Genomic DNA, 18,483 nt, shown 5'->3' on the forward strand with positions numbered 1-18,483 from the left:
TTTGGACTTTTGTATCGAGAAAAGTGAGTTTTCGAATGAATCTCAGTATCATGTTTTTAGATTAAAGGATTAAATTTTATATTGAAATGGCTTTTTATTGTTGATAATGAAATTGCTTTTTGTGATTGCCATTGACATTGATTACATTTGCGCAAATTATTTAAAAAATGAAGAATCTAGTTGAAGAATTAAAATGGCGCGGGTTATACCATGATAGTATGCCTGGAACGGAAGAACAATTGCTAAAAGAAGCAACCACTGCCTATATCGGTTTTGATCCAACAGCAGATTCACTGCACATCGGAAGTATGGTTCAGATTATTTTATTGGTTCATCTAAAGAATTTTGGTCACAGACCAATCGCTTTAGTGGGTGGAGCAACAGGAATGATTGGAGATCCTTCTGGTAAATCTGATGAAAGAAACTTACTTGATGAAGAAGCTCTAGCTAAAAACGTAGCTGGAATCAAAAGTGTTTTGTCTCGTTTCTTAGATTTTAATTCAACCGAAGCAAATGCACCAGTAATGGTGAATAACTACGATTGGATGAAAGAATTCTCTTTTATCGATTTTGCACGTGAAGTTGGAAAAAGAATTACCGTAAACTATATGATGGCTAAAGATTCTGTGAAAAAGAGATTTAGCGGAGAAGGTGAGGGAATGTCTTTTACAGAATTTACATATCAGTTAATTCAAGGTTACGATTTCTATCATTTATATAAAAACAACAACTGTATTCTGCAAATGGGTGGTTCTGACCAATGGGGTAATATTACCACAGGAACAGAATTAGTGCGTAGAATGGGAGGAGAAAATGCTAAAGCTTACGCGTTAACAACTCCTTTGATTACAAAAGCAGATGGATCTAAATTTGGTAAATCTGAAGGAGGAAACGTTTGGTTAGATGCTGATAAAACTTCTGTTTATAAATTTTACCAATTTTGGGTAAACACAACAGATGTTGATGCTGAGAAATACATCAAAATCTTTACTTTCTTAGATAAAGAAACAATCGATGCGTTAATTGAAGAGCATAAAACGGCTCCACATTTAAGAGTTTTACAAAAGAAATTAGCTGAAGAAATTACTGTTTTTGTTCATAATCGTGAAGAATTAGAAAAAGCGATTCAGGCTTCAAATATTTTGTTTGGAAATTCAACTGCAGAAGATTTGAAAAAATTGGATGAAGCGACTTTCTTAGAAGTTTTTGACGGAGTTCCGCAAGCTGAAATCACAAAAACTGATTTAGAAAACGGATTGGATATTGTTACGGTTTTAAACGAAAAAACAGGTTTTTTTAAATCTAACGGAGAAGCAAGAAGAGCCTTAACGGCAAACTCAATTTCTGTAAACAGAGAAAAAATAAAAGAAGATTTTGTTTTAACAGCAAATGATTTAATTAACGATCAATTTGTATTGTTGCAAAGTGGAAAGAAAAATTATTTTGTAATAAGAGTTGTTTAACTGTTTAATTGGTTAATTGTTTAATCGATTCAGCAAAATCTTTTACATGAAATATATAAATCCCAATGTTCGAAAAGAATATTGGGATTTTTTTTTAATCATTCCGTAGGAATGTTTCATCGGTAGAAACGTTTGATTAATCCAGAAAATCATCGATAATCATATTATCGATTAAACGATTAACCAAATCAACGATTAACCAATTTAAAGAACCATCAAATTACACCCACGAATATCAGAATTATCAAAACGCCCTAATACCTCAAAAGAGTTGTTGGAATATTTTTTGCCTAAATCCTGCGTAGCTATAAAAGAACATGAATTGATATTGGCTAAATCTATGACATTGATTCCACCAGTTTTCCCGTCATTCACGTAAGTGAGAGCATCTTCAGGATCGCGAACTAAAATATTCATCCAAGACGGACATTCGAAAATTCCATCTCCTAAAGAATAGGCTTGCGCTAAAAGTTCAGTCATTCCGTATTCTGAATGGATAGATGAAACTCCAAAACCTTTGCAGAGTATTTCATGCAATTCTTCACGAATCATTTCTTTTCTTTTTCCTTTCATTCCTCCAGTTTCCATAATAATGGTATTTTGAAGGTTGAATTGGTGTTTTTCAATTAGATCTAATAAAGCATAAGTAACCCCAATTAGAATTACATTTTGGCCTGCTTCGTCTAATTCAAGAAGCTTTTTGATTAAGTCGTCGTGATTGTGTAGATAAAACCCACTTTCAGGCTGATTAGAGAGTTTTATTAAATCTTCGACCATATAAATTAACGAAGAGCCTTCGCGTTCTAAATAAGACGGCAAAAGGGCTAAAACAACGTAATCTTCAATATTGCCATAAAACTGAGAAAATCCTTTGCGGTAACTTTCCTCATATAAGGAAACGTCGGTCACTAAATGTCTGCTGGTAATCATTCCGGTTGTACCGCTGCTGGTAAAAGTTACTTGAGCAGGATCTGTATTAGAAACGACATCATGACTTTTGAAAAACTGAATAGGTAAAAAAGGAATTTGCTGCAGTGATTTTACCTGTTGTGGATTAACATTCAAAAAATCACAGAATTCACGATACACTTTATTGTTCTCATGCTGAAAACGAAACACTTTTAATGCTATTTTTTCAAATTGTTTCTGACTTGAAATGGTAAAGATATCGCTGGCTGTAATCAAAACTTTTTTTTTGCAAAGATACTTTTTTTTAGTTTTCAGTCTCAGTTTTCAGTCTCAGTTTTCAGTCTCAGTTTTCGGTGAGGATTTTTACTAAAGGGCATAATTGAAGAAGTATTGAGGCTCGGTTTTCAGTTGCAGTATTCAGTCACAGTTTTCAGCAAAGTACATAAACTGAAAACTGCGACTGTGACTGAAAACTAAAAAAAGCTCCAAAGGAGCTTTTTTATCGTATAATGAGTTTTCGGGTTGCCGATGCGTTCTGTTCGCTTATTTTGATGATGTAAACACCTGGTGGCAATTCTGCAACACTTAGTTCTCTTGATACTAAATGTGCTTGCAATACTTTTTTACCTAAGATATCAAACACAATAATTTCTTTCTCTAAATCGTTTTTAGATGAGATATAGACTTTTCCATTTGTCACTGGATTAGGATACAAGCTTAGACCCTCGATAGAAGTAGATTCTTGAGTTTTTGGTAATTGCTTGCTGTCTTGCGCCGAGACGCTTACAGTAAAGAAAAATGCCAATAAGAAAGTAATATAAAAGTAGTTTTTTGCCATCGCATGTATTTGATTACTGTAAATATACAAAAAAAATTACAAAAATGACGCCAAAAAAAAACATGCTAAATTTTTAGGATGTTTTTAACATTATGTATTCGAAGTGATTAAGAAACAATATGGTTTTATACGTACTGTAAAAGCTAAAATGAAAAAAGCTGTCTGAAATATTCAGACAGCTTTTTATTATTTAGAATCTAACTTTTATTATTTAGTCCAGTTAGCCCAAGTTGGTAATTCAGCACCATTACCAGCTCCTAGGTTTCCTGTGCTTGTTCCAGCCAATTTAGGACCTGTAAGATTAGTTACAGAAGCTCCAAAAGTGTAGTTTGTGATAGTAAAGTTACCAGCAGCAAGATTTGCAGTTACACCAGCATCAGCAGATAATTTAGTTAAAGCAGCAGGCATTCCATCAGCAACATATAGGTTTGTGTAAGTTTGTTTTCCACCACCTTCTTTGTAGTTGATTGCTTTTTCGTCAGCTAAGAAAGTAGCACCACCTTTAACGATAGAGATGTTTGTTACTTTAGCATTTGTCATTGGAGTAGCTCCACTTGGATCTTTAGCGTTAGTAGATCCTTCAACACCTGCTTTAGAAACACCTTTAATGTATACGTTTGTAGCAGTACCTTGCCATCCGTCAGCGAAATCTAATGAATCATCATAAGAGTTAATGATTGTCAAGTTAGAAGCGTTTACAGCTCCACCAAAGAACTCAATTCCGTCATCACCACTTTCGAAAGCATAGATATCAGATACTACTGTTCCAGAACCTACTCCGAAGAAAGAAATTCCATTGTATTCTTTTTCAGCAGTATATTTAGAACCTGTGTAAGAAATTTTTAAGAAGTTAATGTTTCCAGAAGAATCTGCATTGTCATTACCTCCGTAGCTTAAACCACCTACTTCAGAAGTACCATTGTCTCCAGTGTTTACTTTACCGTTACCAGCGATGATTAATCCACCCCAGTCACTTTGAGCAGGCGATGCTTTTCCAGAAGTCATAACAACTGGTTTAGCAGCAGTACCGTTGATGTTGATTTTAGCGTTTCTTTCTACAGCGATATATAAAGAAGTTGCTTCTGCAGTAGGAGAACTTTTAATTACTGTTCCAGCAGGAATTACTAAAGTAGCTCCACCTTTAACTACTAAACCTCCAGTTAATGTATAAGTTTGAGTAGGATCTAAAGTTACTGTACCGTCTTTAATTTCTCCTTTTAAATCGTCAACCTTTAAAACAAAAGAACTGTTGTTTGTGTCTTTTTTATTGTCATCAGAACTACAGCTTGTCAAAGCAAGTCCTAATATTGCAGCCATTGCAAATAAACTTTTTTTCATTTTTGTTGTGTTTTATTGTTTTATTTATTCAAGGCAAAGTAAACGAACATATGTTTTTGCTGAGTTAAGACGATATTAACAATCTATTAAGTATAATGGGTTAAAAATGCAGTGTCTTAATATAAAATTTACATTGCAATTTTGGATAAAAAAAAGCGATTGGAATAACCAATCGCCTTTTGTAATTTATTGAAAATCTTTTTCTTAGAATGTATAGTTTAAAGTAAGTCTAAGATCTGAACCTGCTTTGTATGAAGTTACAGTAATGTCTCCTACAGACTCTTTTCCAGGTACTTCTCCTTGTTCTTGTACACGTTTAAAAGTTGGATTTAAAATGTTGTTGTAAATAAGACCAATTTTTAAGTTTTTAGTCAAACTTGAATTTACAATAAAGTCTAGTTTGTTTACTGCTTTATCAACCATGTTTCCAACTCTTGAAGTTCCGATTACAGCTAATTTATCTGAAAAATATGAGTAAGAAACTGTTGCCGAAATATCTGTGTTTTCTGAAAATTCATTTAAGAAAGATAAGTTCGCATTGGCAAGGAAATTAGAAGCTCCTGTTAATTTACTTGATGTAAAAGTAAAGTTAGCTCCAAAATCATTTTCATTGTTTACTTTTTCATTGCTTAGATCTTGTTTGGTATATAAATATGATCCGTTTGCATCAAAAGAAAGTTTTGTTTTTAAGTTATCTCTTTTTTCAATTTCAAAAAGATCTTTTCTATACTCAACTTCAACTCCCGCTACTGTTCCTTTGTCTCCTGTATTTGCATAAGAAATATCATTTGAGGAAGAATTCAAGAACATTTCGTTGATTGGGTTTTGAATGATTTTACCAAATGCAGTAACAGAGATTAACTCACTTGCTTTTGGGAAAAATTCCCATCCTAAATCAAAATTGTAATTTGTTGAAGCATATAATCTTGGGTTTCCTTCGTAAGCTTGTGCAACATCTTCGTAAATGATAGGCACTTTTTCTTTAAACTGAGGAAGAGTATAGGTTTTACTAGCAGAGAATTTTAAATTCTGTCTGTCATTCAAAGTATATTTTGAAATTAAGCTTGGTAAAATATTGAATTTAGAATCGTCAGAGTTTCCTCCAGATGGAACTGTTGTTGTGATATAGAATACATTCTGATTCAATTGCTCTAATCTTGCTCCTAATATTACGCTCAATCTTTCAGTTAAAGAATATTGAACGTTAGCAAATGCTGCGTTAATATCTAAATTTCCATTATATGTTTGGTGAATTCTGTTTGAGTAAGATGAACCCCAATGTGCAGGATCTAAATAGTTATCTACATGGTGAATATCTTCTTTTGGGAAAGAAATTGTAGTTCTGTTCGGGAAGAACGAAAACTGTTGCATGTCGTAATCTACATTTTTGAATTTTCCAGAATAACCAACAGTTACTTTTCCTTTGTAAGTGTCATCACTTCCTTTTTTGAAGTTATAAGAAAGAGCAACATTTGCAGCAATTTCATTTTCTTTTAAGTCATGAAAAAATCTGTGGTTGTTGATGTTTGAGTTGGTGAAAAATGTATAATCGATAGCATTAGGAGCATACACGAAAGAGTTTTGCATACGATCTGGAATTGCACTGTCAGACATACTGTAACCTACACCCCAGTTTAAATTCCACTGATCGTTGAATTTGCTTTTTCCTGTTAATTGGTTTACCACTAATTGCGTTCTTTCAAAAGTTCCACGTTTGATAAAACCGCTAATTTGCTGTTGAGCATCTCCACCACCATCAAAGTTGATGTTAGTTCCTTCGTACTCGCTATAGTCTTGCTCACTAGAGTTTAAGAATAAAGAAGTAAAGAAGATCGAATGGTTTTTGTTGATTTTGTAATCAGCTGTACCCATAACTGTTGTTGTAGTGTTATGTTTGTAAGCTGTTCTGATAAAGTCAGAATAAATATCTCCATCAGAAGTAATTCCTCCTCTGCTGTAACCTTGAGTGAATTTGTTTTTTGCACTGAAAGATCCTGTAACAAAAGCACCAATAGAACTTTCGTCGTTTATTTGAAATCTTTTTCCTCCAGATAAAGTGTAAAAAGCATTTAATACATTTTTACTTTCTTGTCTGTCCCAGCTTGTTGCATAGCTGTATGGCAATAATGGAGCATCTGGCACACCAACTTTTTTAAATCCTGTATAAGTAGGTCCGTCTTGAAGATAAAAATGATCTTGTCCTAAAACATTTGTGTTTGCTCCAGTACCAACTGAAAAGCTGATGAAAGGTTTTCCGCTGAATTTCTTTGCACTAATATCGATATTAGCTCCTCCGAAATCGGCATAATTTTGAGCTTCAAAAGTTTTACTGATTCCAATGTTATCTACAATGTTTGTAGAGAAAATTTCTAAAAGAATGTTTTTGTTAGCAGGGTTGTTTGATGGCAACGGAAGTCCGTTTAAAGTAGTTACGTTATAACGGTCACCTAATCCACGTACGAAAACATTTCCAGAATCGTCTTGTTTAGAAACCCCGCTCACTTTTGCAACAGCGTTGGCAACATCATTAACTCCTTTTCTTGCAATTTCCTCAGCACCAATAGCAGCTTTAAATTGAACTGCATTTTTTTGATCTAATAATAATGCAGATTCTTTTTGCTTGTTTCCTGCAGAAGATTTTACGACTACATCTTTAAGAGTATAGCTTCCAGAAGAAAGTCCTTGATTAACTGTTATAGTTTCGTTTGCTTTTACGGCAACCGGAGCTTCTACAGATTCATATCCTAAGAAACTAAAAATTAAAGTATAATTTCCAGGATTTACGCTTAACGAATATTTTCCGTCAACGTCGGTATTTACGCTAATATTTGTACCTTTAACTAAAACATTAGCAAATGGTAGAGCTGCGTTGTTCGAATCTTTGTCGGTCAGAACTCCAGAAATCGTACCTTTGTTTTGCGCGATCGAAATCGTACAGATAAATAATGCAATAAAGAGAAATCTTAAATTGAATTTCATTTTTTTTCAGTGTTGTGTTTGTGTCTTAATTATTTTTGTGCAAAGAAAGAACCGCTCTGTGAAGTCCATGTTACCGACTTGTTATGTTTTTGTGTTGTTAAGATTATCAAATTGTTACGAGATTAAATTACGGTTAACACCATTTTTTAAAGGTTCTTTTGTTAGTATATTTACCCTGTGAAATAAGAAATATCGAATGTTTAATGAAGAAGTTTCGATATAAAAATCTCAATTTTTGCTATTTATGAAAAAAACACAAACTAAGATTTTATTAGTTGACGACGAACCAGATATCTTAGAAATCGTTGGCTATAACCTTGCTCAGGAAGGCTATCAGATTGTTACAGCTTCTAACGGAAAAGATGCTATAGCAAAAGCACAGAAAGAGTTGCCAGAATTAATCATTATGGACGTGATGATGGCAGAAATGGACGGAATGGAGGCTTGCGAGCATATTAGAAAAATTCCTGAATTAAATAATGTTATCATAACATTCCTTACAGCAAGAAGCGAAGATTATTCTCAAGTAGCTGGTTTTGATGCAGGTGCCGATGACTATATTACAAAACCAATTAAACCAAAATTATTGGTATCAAAAGTAAAGGCGCTGTTAAGAAGGTTAAAGGAACAAGAAGTTGTTACAGATACTTTAAATGTAGGCGGAATCGAGATTAATCGTGAGGAATACAAAATCATAAAAGGCAATGTAGAAATTGCTTTGCCAAGAAAAGAATTCGAATTATTTTATCTGTTGGCCTCAAAACCTGGGAAAGTTTTTAAAAGAGACGAAATCTTGGATAAAGTTTGGGGTAACGAAGTTGTGGTTGGAGGAAGAACAATCGATGTTCACATCAGAAAACTGCGCGAAAAAATAGGCGAAGATCTTTTTAAAACCATAAAAGGTGTAGGCTATAAATTTGAAGTTTAATTTTTTAAGATGCTAAGGCACTTAGTTTTTAAATCCATTTAAAATCTTTTAAAAATATTCAATACATTTAAACCATATAAGGAACTGAAGTTTACTTGACTTCAGTTTTTTATATGGTTTTTGAGTTACACTTAATTCTCTTAATTTCTTAATGGTTCAATTTTTTCAATGAAGATTAATTTTAAAAAAACATACAAATTCGCCATAAAATCGGCATTGTATATCAGTCTTTTTACAACAGCATTTGTACTGATGTTAATGTCATTATTTTATAAAAACCAATTAAAACATCAAGTTGCGTTTGGAATAATTTTCATAATCGTAATCTATATTTTCTCTTTTCTGGTTTTACAGTATCGTGTAGAACGCTTTATTTACCGAAGAGTGAAGAAAATTTACGATGAGGTTTCGTTGCTAGAATCCACAACATTAATTAATCAGCCGATTAATACCGATATGGAAACGCTTTCGCGTGAAGTGAAAAAGTTTGCGACGGATAAAAAACTAGAAATCGAAATGCTCGAAATCCGTGAACAATATAGAAGAGAGTTTTTAGGAAACGTTTCGCACGAACTAAAAACACCTTTATTTACGGTTCAAGGTTACGTTTCAACTTTGCTTGACGGCGCAATGGACGATAAAAATATCAGAAAGAAATATTTAAAACGTGCCGAAAAAGGAGTAGAGCGTCTTATCTATATAGTAGAAGATCTAGATATGATTACCAAATTAGAATCGGGCGATTTAGATCTAAATATGACTGATTTTGACATAGTTGAATTAATTCAGAATGTTTTCGAACTGCTTGAAATGAAAGCCGATAAAAAGAAAATCAAATTGGCTTTTGAAAGTAAAAATGTGCAGTCTGTAATGATTCGAGGAGATCAGGACAGAATACAGCAAGTGCTTGAAAACTTGATTGTAAATTCGATTAAGTACGGAAAAGAAGGCGGTCTGACAGAAGTCGGCGTAGTAAATTTAACCAAGAAAAAAGTCTTAATTCGTATTAGCGATAACGGAGAAGGTGTTGAAAAACAAAATATTCCAAGACTTTTTGAACGTTTTTACCGAGTGGATAAAAGCGGCACACGATCTGAAGGTGGTTCTGGTTTAGGTTTGGCAATTGTAAAGCATATTATTGAAGCACATAAAGAGAAAGTTTATGTAGAAAGTGAGTTCGGAATTGGCTCTGAATTCTCTTTTACGCTCGAAAAAGCAAATAAAACAGCAAAAACTGACGTTAAAAAATCGTAACGTCACTTTTGTTAAAAGCCCTAAAACAAAGGTGTTTAACAATAAATAAACATTTGGATTTAGGCCATAACATTAAATTTTTATTATAGTAACATCTGGTTAATGATTTCTTAACATAGGTGCTCCATCTTTGCATCCTGAAATTAAGGGAATTAGAGAACTAATGATAAAAAGAAAATTATTAGCCGTTTTATTACTGCTAACTTGTGCGGCTAATGCGCAGGAAACAGATAAAAAAGAATTAAACAAACAGGATGTAAAAAACGAAGTAATGCGTATTTTAGATTCTATAAACAAAGCAAAACTTCCGGAAACTAAATCTGGAGGAGGAGTTGAAGAACATTGGTATGATAGAATCTCTTTGAGAGGTTATGCACAAATTAGATACAATGGTCTTTTCTCTACAAACGACAAAGTTTCTTGTGAGCAATGTGACAGATCTTGGGGAACAACTTCTACAGCTCCTGATGCCAAAGCAAACAATGGGCTTTTTATTCGTCGTGCCCGTTTAGTATTTTCTGGGCAAGTTCATCCGAATGTATTCTTCTATTTCCAGCCAGACTTTGCCAGTTCTCCAGCTAGTGGGGTTAATAATTTTGTGCAGATTCGTGATTTATATTTTGATCTTTCCTTTGATAAAAAAAGAGAATATCGTGTTCGCGTTGGACAGAGTAAAATTCCATACGGCTTCGAAAATATGCAGTCAAGTTCGCAGCGTTTATCTTTAGACCGTGCTGACGCGATCAACAGCTCAATTTTGAATGAGCGTGATTTAGGGATATTCTTTTATTGGGCTCCAGCCGAAATTAGACAACGTTTTGAAATGTTGGTTAGAGATGGCTATAAAGGTTCTGGAGATTTTGGAGTTTTTGCCTTTGGTGTTTATAATGGACAGATTGCCAATAAATTGGATGGAAATCGTGATTTAAACGTGGTAACGAGAGTATCATACCCTTTTGTAATTGGAAGTCAGATTATAGAACCAGGAATTCAGGCTTATACAGGTAAATGGGCTTTTACAGGAGAAGTTTCGCCAGGAGTTACAGTTAACGACCCTCAATATGTAAAAGATCAGCGAGTGGGAGCAACTTTTGTTTTATATCCTAGACCATTTGGTATTCAAACCGAATACAATATTGGAACAGGACCTCGATACAATACACTTACCAATACAATCGACCAAACCGATTTGAACGGAGGTTACGTTTTATTAAACTATAAATGGGATATTAAAAAACAGCGTATTTATCCTTTCGCCAAATTTCAATATTATGACGGAGGAAAAAAATATGAAAAAGATGCTAGAAGCTACGTAGTTAGAGATTATGAATTCGGTATTGAATGGCAGCCAATTAAAGCTTTAGAGTTAACTGCAGAATATGTAGTAGCAGACAGAACTTTTGAAGATAGTGCGCTACCAATAAACAGACAGCAAGGAAATGTGTTGAGACTGCAAGCACAATTTAATTTCTAAAAGCATACAGATTAAAAAACAGATTTACTATCGTAAAAACGCTGATAAAACTGATTTTGTTATCTAAAATTTGAATTGCCTCCAGCTAAAGCTGGAGGTTTTTTATTATAGTGATAAGGCTTTAAGTGAACTAGTTTGGTGCAATTATGCTATTTTGTTTTCGAAAACAGTAAATAGCGAATCCCAGTCGATATTATTTTCAAATTGGGATAATCCTTTAAACGATTTTACCTTTGATAAATCTTCGATCGTAAAGTCATTTTGCATTGCGTAAGGAACTAGATTTTCTTCTTGAAGTTTTATGGCCAGATATTCCTGTTCATATTGTCCTGGAGTCGGAATAAAAAAAGCTTTTTTGCCCAGCTTTGCCAAATCCATAACAGTAGTATAACCCGAACGGCACAATACAAACTCACTTTCGTTAAAAGTCTGTTCCAGCTGTTTCGAGTTCATAAAATTGTAATAGGTAACATTTCCAGCCTGCCATTTTTCTTGCGATTTTTCTACTTTACCTTGTACAAAAACTACTTTACCAGGATAATTTGCTGCTTCTTTCTGCAGTTTTTCATCCAAGAAAGTGCGCTGAGGTTCAGGACCAGACAATATAATCATCAAGTCATATATTTTTGGAGTATCCTTTTTCTTCATACGGCTCAACGGGCCGATGTATTTTAGATTCAGTTCATTATTTTTTAAATGCCCCAAATCTCCCGTTAAGTTCACTTTTCCATTAGTATCAGGAATCCAGCATTCATTATATTTTTTTATGAAATACTGATGACATTTACTGGTAAACCAAGTTGTATTTCCAGTCATTACATTCAATTGATGAGTCATAAAAACAGAAGGCACTTTTTTACTGAAAACCCCCAATCTATTATCTGAGATTATGCCATCAATGCCATGCTTTTTAATCCAATGATTCACCATTTTTTTCTCATCCAAAACAGCAGTAATCATTTTCGGAAGATTTTTAATCAGCTTCCATTTAAAATTTTTACCATTCTTAGCATATTCAATATGATAAGAAGGCAATTCTAAAGTTTGTATATAAGGAAATTCTTTTCGTAATAGAGCCAGCGCAACGCCGTCGGAGGCGATAATCGGAATATAATTATTCTCTTGAAGCGCTTTGATAATCGGAATGCATCGAGTGGCATGTCCAAGTCCCCAATTTAATGGAGCTACTAAAATAGTTTTATTCGCAGAATAATCAATGCTCATTTTTAACACGTTTTAAAAACGAAGATAGACAAATATGTTTTCTGTGTTATTTCGAAGGTATTACTAAATTATTAATTTAAGGTTCTAAGGTGCTGAGGAACTAAGGTTTTAAGGCTTGTTGGATTGAATAAAAAAAGAGGTTATCTCAAAAATACAGTCATTTAGAGTTAAAAGAATATTTATAAAATTTCTCTATCGGCAAGCCCCAGCGGGGCGACATATTTATAGAAATCCAATTGCGAAAAGACAAAGAGCTCCAGCGGAGCAACATATATTCGATTATAAAAAACATGTCGCTCCGCTGGAGCTTTTAAATCTCTGAGAATTGCAATTTCTATAAATATTTTGCTTCTCCGAAGCTTACAAAAAGAAGAAGCTGTCCAAAAGGACAGCTTCTTCAAAGTCTCGTATTAAAACCTTAGCACCTCAGAACCTTAGTCCCTCAGTACCTTAATCTTGAATATACGTTTTATTACCATTTTTGTTAATGTAGTATTTACCGCCTCTTGGGCCAGTGTATACTTTTTTACCGTTGTATTCGCCAGTTACTTTGTCTGGTACAGATGGCGCTTTTTCGTTAGTTTCTTTTAAAGTTTTACTAGCTGTTTTTTTAGCAGCAGTGGCGTCTTTTTTTGTAGCGTCAGCTTTTGCGGTTGTTTTTTTAGCGTCGGCTTTGGTTTTGTCAGCTGTGCTTTTTGCTTTGTCAGCCGTTGTTTTTGCTTTATCAGATTCTACAGTAGCTTTTTTGGCATCAGCTTTAGCTTTAGCCGCTTGTTTGTCGGCAGTCTTTTTTGCTGCGTCAGCAGATTCTTTTTTGGCTTTTGTTGAAGCAGTTTTTGCATCATCAGCGGCTTTTTTAGATTTTGTGGCTTCTTTTTTTGCGTCAGCCGAAGCTTTGTCAGCACTTGCTTTCGCTTTTTTCGCCGAAGTTTCAGTTTTACTTTTCGTGGTTTTTGCAGTTGTTTCCTGAGCATAAAAATTAGAAGAGAAAGCAACCATCAAACAGAACAATACTAATTTTTTCATAAGGCTAAAAGTTTAAATTTCAATTAAAATTAAGCAATTTATTGTCATCTTTTTCGTGTTACATTAAAAATATGCACGAAGCTGAACATTTCCTGTATGAATCGTATTTCCGGTTTCGCTTTTTCTTCCTTGATAATTTAAATTAATATCCAAAAATGACGTAATGTTCTTTTGCAGAAGCAGTTTCCAAACCAAATTTGATCCCGCTTGAAGTCCCTCGAGCATCTGAAAACCGACTGATGAAAATTCATTTCCATTAAATTTATTTTCATAAAAAGAGAATTCTCCATTAAGCGTAACTTTCTTTTCGCCTGCATAAGAAAAAGAAGTTCCGATTCTGTTTTGGTCTAAAGTTTCGTGATTTCCAATTTGATTTTTTTTGTTTTGAAGCTCATAAAAGAAATCCAATTTGGTGTTTTTCGAAAACAAATAGCTGACTTTTGGTGCCAACTGCCAACCTTGAATGTCATAATTTTTCTCAGCAAAATCTTTTGAAACCAAATCGGTTTTTATGGTTTTGGTGAAGAAATTAAATAGCCAGCTATTTTGGTATAAATGTGTGTACTGAATTTGATGCGAATAATTCTGCACATGTTGTGAACCAACAGAGAGCAGACTCTTTCCTTTATTTATAAGATAAGAATACGTAACCGAATGTTTTTGTTTGCCTCGGTTATAAAATAAACTGTTTCTGAAACTCGAATTCAAACCCAAAATATTTTCTTCGGAGGAATCAAACGGATTGAGTTCTAGTTTTTCACCATCACTTTTTATCTTTCGATCCATTATAAAAGAAGTCTGGTTATAAAAATATGACAGCAGTTTTTTAAAACCTTTTTCATTTTGCCATTGCAGCGGATTCAGAGTTAAGGATTGCGAAAACTTATTTTGGTTGGTTTTTATGTAAACCTGATTCGGCAAAAATATCCTAATATAGCGTGCTTGATCTTGGTAAACGGCAACTTCAAATTCTTCCAATTCCTGAATTCCGTTTCCATTATAATCGTTCCAAGTGTAAACTCCTTGACCTGTTGGCACTTCTACATACGTAAATTCTTGTTGGGCAATAGTTCCCGAACTCGTTTCGTAAGCCGTTCCAATTTGCATGAACTGATTAAAAAAGCGATCGTTGTATAGAATTCTCGAATTTAAAGAAGGTTCGTTCTGTCTCGATTTATCGGTAAAATCTAAATTTCGGTAACTCGCATAAACTGCCAGATCGGTTGTTTTATTCTGAATTAGTTTTGATTTTAAATAATAAGTCTGCGAATTGTTGACATGCTGTAATAATCCGTTTTGCAAACTATCGTTGCGTCTTTGCAGAAAACCAACTTCCACAAAAACCTTAGTGCTGTCGCCACGCCCAGTAAATACACCATATTCTGAAAATCTTTGGCTCAAAGCCGAAAACTGATTGGTAACTTTGTCTTTTTGCTGGTTGTCTTCCAATTGCATAGTCCCTCCAACCCAATTTTTCCCAAAATGATACTTGGTTCTGGTTTGGTTTCTAATGAATTTTGAAGTCGAAGCTGTAGCATCAGAATTTAAGAAGCTTCCATTGTTTTCGATCGTCCAATTTTTTAGTTTAAATAAAGCATTTGTTGTATGTCTTGTTCCAGTGTAGCTTTCGCTAAAATCTAATTTTTCAAATTGATACGTTAACAAACCAATATTAGAGGTTTCTTTTTTCGAAAATAAATCAAAATTCAAACCCGTAACCAAAAGGCTTTGATTACCATAAAGCGTTCCCGTTAAATTCCAGTCACGGTTAAACTCAATATTATACAAACGTTCCACCGATTTAAAATTCTGCTGTACAAATTGATAATTCGCAAAAGCATCTAAATTCCAACTTCTAGAAAAAAGGCGTTTTTTAAGATTGGTTTTAAAAGCAATTCCTTCATTGTTCGAATCGTCAATGGTAGAAAACAAATTCTGATCATTATTACTAACAGCCAATTCAAAATCAACCAATGTTTTTTCATCAGGATTATATTTTCCTAAAAACGTTGCCACTTGAAGTTTCATTGGCGCAACAAGCTGAACAATTGGTTCATAATTTCCCTGTGGAATTCCGTTAACTGGTTCGACATATTGATAAATACGTTCAACAGAATTATTGTTTTGAATGATATAATTTCCTGCATTTGCACCAACCTGACTAAATCGAACATTGTACAAAACATCGGCAGGATTATTCGAATATTCGTAAACTTCAATCGAATTAATCAGTGTCTTTTTATACAAGATTTTATTCTCGGCATAAGTGTCTTCGTAAGCAGAAGGCGCTTTCATCAAATTGACATCATCGCCTGCTTGACTTAAAATCTGAACCTGTTCTGGAGAAAGATTTTGCTGTAAAGGCTGATTTTTCATATCATTTTCAGAATACAAATAACCGCCAAAGCTCCAGTTTTTGTTTTCGTGAGTTGCACCTGCATATGTTACAAGACGATTGTAATTTCGTTCAGAATATTGGTATTCCACATTAATACGCATTTCCGAAGTAATGGTAAAAAGCGACGTAAAGACAATTTCTCCTGCATTATAATCGATAACATAATCGTTGTTTTCGCCTCTTTTTAATAAAACGCCATTTACATAAACTCGCTCCGAACCCGAAATTACCAAAACATACAATTCGCCATTTTGCCCTTTTAGTTTATACGGACCCTGATTTCCTTCCTGACCTGTAAACGTGCTTTTGGCATATTGGCCTTTTACAAAAGCAACCGAAGCAAAAACGTTGGTTTTGCTTTTTTCGGTATCAAAATCAAAGTTGGCAGAAAGTCCCTGAACTTTTTTATTAAAGCCCAAAAATTGAGTTTTCCTGTTCTCTAAAAAGACATCGCCGGCGCGAATGTTCCAATCATCGCTAAAAAGTTCGATAAAAATATTATCAAATTGATCAAGTTTCTGTGAATAGCCGCCATCTTGCAGCGGAATATTATTGTCTTGAAGTGAAGCCCTTAAACTCACTTTGTCTGAAATCTTTCCTGTAATTTGTAAATCTAAATTGGAGTTTAGAACCGTACTCTGATTATTACCAACCGTAACACCACGCGTAATACTTCCAGAAGTTTCAAGACCGTCAAAAGGAGTTACTTTTTTTGCATTTGAATTATTGTCGATTCGGTATAATTTGTCTGATCCAACATCGCCGCTTACAATCTGATCCGATTTGTAAAGGCTGTATTCTCTAGTTAAAAGATCTGGATAATTAAGATAATTGACAATTAACGTATCTGAAACCGATTGGAAATTTTCATTTAAGAGTAAATATCCTTTTTGAAAATCGACTTTATAAGAAGTAGAATCGATTGGTTGGTTTTTTGTATTTAAGATTTCAAAAAATCCAGAGTTGATGGCAACTTTTTCAAGGCGAATAGTGTCTTTTGAAACCATTACTTTTTTGGTTTTGTACAGTGATTCAGTTTCCTGAGCCTGAAGCGCAGAAAACCAGAAGAAAACCGTCAAAAACAGTAATTTTTTCAACATAAATACTCTAACTCTAAAAAGTCAAAAGTAGTATTTATAATTGTGAATTGCAGTGTAGGTTATTTTAGATTTATTGGTCAATAGTATATCTTATCTTCCATTTTTAATAAAAGCCAAAATTATCAAAACAAAGAACGCGATGATTATAATGAAAATAGGATTTGCATAATTGGCATGCCATCCAAATTCACTTATTCTTTTTGGAAAATAAGATCTTTTGTCTTTTGGATTGTAATAAAACATTCCCCAAATCCAATTATCGGGATCATTTTCCCATTGGTTTTTAGTTTCTTCGCTTGGATCGTTTATGTTTTTCATAATTCATGGAATTATTTGGCTGTTATAAAGTTAATTAATTTCCATTTAAAAATAATATTTTAGCTTTGTTTAGGATATAATCAATTTAAATTATGGATACTAGTAAAGAACTTCTATTCTTTTTTAGTGCTTTAGGAGCTTTCAACGGAATTATTCTCGGAGTGTATTTTTTCTTTTTTACCAAGAAAAAATACCTGACGAATTATTTTCTGGGTGCACTTTTATTTGCGCTAAGTATCCGAATTGCAAAATCTGTATTTGTTTATTTTCATCCCGAACTACCAAAAATGTATCTTCAGTTTGGACTTACAGCTTGTTTTTTCATCGGACCTTGTTTGTATTATTTTATTAAATCGGCAGTCGATGAAGTTCAGATAATGCCCAAATCATGGAAATTTATTCTAGCATTTTGGGGAACATTAATCGTTGCTGTCGGCATTTTGTATCCGTATGAAGTATACCCGAAACTTTGGGGAGGCTTTTTTATAAGAATCATTTATTTTCAATGGTTTGTTTATATTGTATTTGCGGGTTACGAACTTCGCAAAGTGCTAAGAAAAATCTTGATTAGAAAAGAAAAAACAACTCCGTCAGAAATGTGGTTCGGAATGTTGTTTTTGGGTAATTTTCTCTTATTTCTATTTTACTTCTTGGCAATTATGGGAGCATCTGCAGCAACTTACATAAGTGGTGCAGTTGTTTTTTCGTTTATTTTATATTTAGGAATTTCAATTCTTTTGTACAGAAAGAAAACAGACGACTTGTTTTTATTGAACGGAAAGATTTCGAGTAAAAAAATAGATTCGGAAGAAGCATTACTTTGGTCAGAAAAACTGGAAAAGGTTATGTCTGAAAAAAGTTTGTATAAAAATCCAAACTTGACACTTCAAGATCTGTCTCAAGAAATTAATATCTCAAGCCATCAATTATCACAGTTTCTGAATAATAATTTAGGAAAGAATTTTACCAGTTATGTAAATGAATTTAGAATCAACGAAGCTTGTAAAATTATCACTTCTTCAGATAAATTAACTTTAGAATCTGTTGGTTATGATGTTGGTTTTAATTCTAAATCAACTTTTTTCACAGCATTCAAAAAACATACGGGAACTACGCCGCTTAACTATCAACTTCAGGCCTTACAGTCCTAAACAGGGTATTAATTTATAAATCCGTACTCCTGATTTCACTTTTTGGAATCTCATTTATTGATTTTCAGAAGACTTTTGTTCTA

At 33.6% G+C, this 18,483-nt stretch carries 13 protein-coding genes; 5 read left to right on the plus strand and 8 right to left on the minus strand.

Annotated elements, in window-relative coordinates:
* Positions 1-167: 167 nt before the first annotated feature.
* Entirely contained in the window at positions 168-1,463 is a 1,296-nt protein-coding gene (gene tyrS, locus LPB248_RS13420) for a tyrosine--tRNA ligase (protein WP_177211891.1), read from the plus strand.
* A gap of 204 nt (positions 1,464-1,667) precedes the next feature.
* On the opposite strand, the gene LPB248_RS13425 is transcribed toward tyrS, so the two are convergent.
* The 4 genes from LPB248_RS13425 to LPB248_RS13440 all read right to left on the minus strand — a co-directional run bounded on the left by LPB248_RS13425 (position 1,668) and on the right by LPB248_RS13440 (position 7,527).
* Entirely contained in the window at positions 1,668-2,648 is a 981-nt protein-coding gene (locus LPB248_RS13425) for an acyl transferase (RefSeq protein ID WP_177211892.1), read from the minus strand.
* A gap of 223 nt (positions 2,649-2,871) precedes the next feature.
* Complete coding sequence (locus LPB248_RS13430) at positions 2,872-3,210, minus strand: T9SS type A sorting domain-containing protein (RefSeq protein WP_095928275.1); 339 nt, start codon at positions 3,208-3,210, stop codon at positions 2,872-2,874.
* A 207-nt stretch (positions 3,211-3,417) separates the two neighbouring features.
* Positions 3,418-4,548: a hypothetical protein gene (locus LPB248_RS13435; RefSeq protein ID WP_177211893.1), complete on the minus strand. Its 1,131-nt coding sequence runs from the start codon at positions 4,546-4,548 to the stop codon at positions 3,418-3,420.
* A gap of 204 nt (positions 4,549-4,752) precedes the next feature.
* Positions 4,753-7,527, minus strand: a complete 2,775-nt coding sequence (locus LPB248_RS13440; RefSeq protein WP_177211894.1) for a TonB-dependent receptor — start codon at positions 7,525-7,527, stop codon at positions 4,753-4,755.
* A gap of 244 nt (positions 7,528-7,771) precedes the next feature.
* Here LPB248_RS13440 and LPB248_RS13445 point away from each other — a divergent pair, with 244 nt between their 5' ends.
* From LPB248_RS13445 to LPB248_RS13455, 3 genes are all read left to right on the plus strand, one after another.
* The gene (locus LPB248_RS13445; protein ID WP_008465097.1) at positions 7,772-8,455 is read left to right on the plus strand and encodes a response regulator transcription factor; all 684 of its coding nucleotides are present in this window, start codon (positions 7,772-7,774) and stop codon (positions 8,453-8,455) included.
* A 168-nt stretch (positions 8,456-8,623) separates the two neighbouring features.
* Positions 8,624-9,709: a sensor histidine kinase gene (locus LPB248_RS13450; RefSeq protein ID WP_177211895.1), complete on the plus strand. Its 1,086-nt coding sequence runs from the start codon at positions 8,624-8,626 to the stop codon at positions 9,707-9,709.
* Between the two features lie 163 nt (positions 9,710-9,872).
* Positions 9,873-11,183, plus strand: a complete 1,311-nt coding sequence (locus LPB248_RS13455) for a porin (RefSeq protein ID WP_177211896.1) — start codon at positions 9,873-9,875, stop codon at positions 11,181-11,183.
* Between the two features lie 144 nt (positions 11,184-11,327).
* On the opposite strand, the gene LPB248_RS13460 is transcribed toward LPB248_RS13455, so the two are convergent.
* The 4 genes from LPB248_RS13460 to LPB248_RS13475 form a co-directional block, all read right to left on the minus strand.
* Entirely contained in the window at positions 11,328-12,407 is a 1,080-nt protein-coding gene (locus LPB248_RS13460; RefSeq protein WP_177211897.1) for a glycosyltransferase, read from the minus strand.
* A 450-nt stretch (positions 12,408-12,857) separates the two neighbouring features.
* On the minus strand, positions 12,858-13,433 hold the full coding sequence (locus LPB248_RS13465; protein ID WP_177211898.1) for a hypothetical protein: 576 nt from the start codon (positions 13,431-13,433) through the stop codon (positions 12,858-12,860).
* 63 nt (positions 13,434-13,496) lie between these two features.
* Positions 13,497-16,931, minus strand: coding sequence for a hypothetical protein (locus tag LPB248_RS13470; protein WP_177211899.1), 3,435 nt, complete (start codon positions 16,929-16,931; stop codon positions 13,497-13,499).
* A gap of 90 nt (positions 16,932-17,021) precedes the next feature.
* Entirely contained in the window at positions 17,022-17,249 is a 228-nt protein-coding gene (locus tag LPB248_RS13475) for a hypothetical protein (protein WP_177211900.1), read from the minus strand.
* 92 nt (positions 17,250-17,341) lie between these two features.
* Between LPB248_RS13475 and LPB248_RS13480 the strand changes: the two genes are divergently transcribed.
* Positions 17,342-18,400, plus strand: coding sequence for a helix-turn-helix domain-containing protein (locus tag LPB248_RS13480; protein ID WP_177211901.1), 1,059 nt, complete (start codon positions 17,342-17,344; stop codon positions 18,398-18,400).
* Positions 18,401-18,483: the final 83 nt, after the last annotated feature.

This window comes from Flavobacterium sp. LPB0248, from assembly GCF_013388355.1.
Lineage (GTDB): Bacteria > Bacteroidota > Bacteroidia > Flavobacteriales > Flavobacteriaceae > Flavobacterium.

What these genes read in the sequence shown, in the direction of transcription:
- tyrS (WP_177211891.1), top strand. Translation starts at nt 168, where the DNA reads ATGAAGAATCTAGTTGAAGAATTAAAATGGCGCGGGTTATACCATGAT.
- LPB248_RS13430 (WP_095928275.1), bottom strand. Translation starts at nt 3,210, where the DNA reads ATGGCAAAAAACTACTTTTATATTACTTTCTTATTGGCATTTTTCTTT.
- LPB248_RS13435 (WP_177211893.1), bottom strand. Translation starts at nt 4,548, where the DNA reads ATGAAAAAAAGTTTATTTGCAATGGCTGCAATATTAGGACTTGCTTTG.
- LPB248_RS13440 (WP_177211894.1), bottom strand. Translation starts at nt 7,527, where the DNA reads ATGAAATTCAATTTAAGATTTCTCTTTATTGCATTATTTATCTGTACG.
- LPB248_RS13445 (WP_008465097.1), top strand. Translation starts at nt 7,772, where the DNA reads ATGAAAAAAACACAAACTAAGATTTTATTAGTTGACGACGAACCAGAT.
- LPB248_RS13450 (WP_177211895.1), top strand. Translation starts at nt 8,624, where the DNA reads ATGAAGATTAATTTTAAAAAAACATACAAATTCGCCATAAAATCGGCA.
- LPB248_RS13455 (WP_177211896.1), top strand. Translation starts at nt 9,873, where the DNA reads ATGATAAAAAGAAAATTATTAGCCGTTTTATTACTGCTAACTTGTGCG.
- LPB248_RS13460 (WP_177211897.1), bottom strand. Translation starts at nt 12,407, where the DNA reads ATGAGCATTGATTATTCTGCGAATAAAACTATTTTAGTAGCTCCATTA.
- LPB248_RS13465 (WP_177211898.1), bottom strand. Translation starts at nt 13,433, where the DNA reads ATGAAAAAATTAGTATTGTTCTGTTTGATGGTTGCTTTCTCTTCTAAT.
- LPB248_RS13470 (WP_177211899.1), bottom strand. Translation starts at nt 16,931, where the DNA reads ATGTTGAAAAAATTACTGTTTTTGACGGTTTTCTTCTGGTTTTCTGCG.
- LPB248_RS13475 (WP_177211900.1), bottom strand. Translation starts at nt 17,249, where the DNA reads ATGAAAAACATAAACGATCCAAGCGAAGAAACTAAAAACCAATGGGAA.
- LPB248_RS13480 (WP_177211901.1), top strand. Translation starts at nt 17,342, where the DNA reads ATGGATACTAGTAAAGAACTTCTATTCTTTTTTAGTGCTTTAGGAGCT.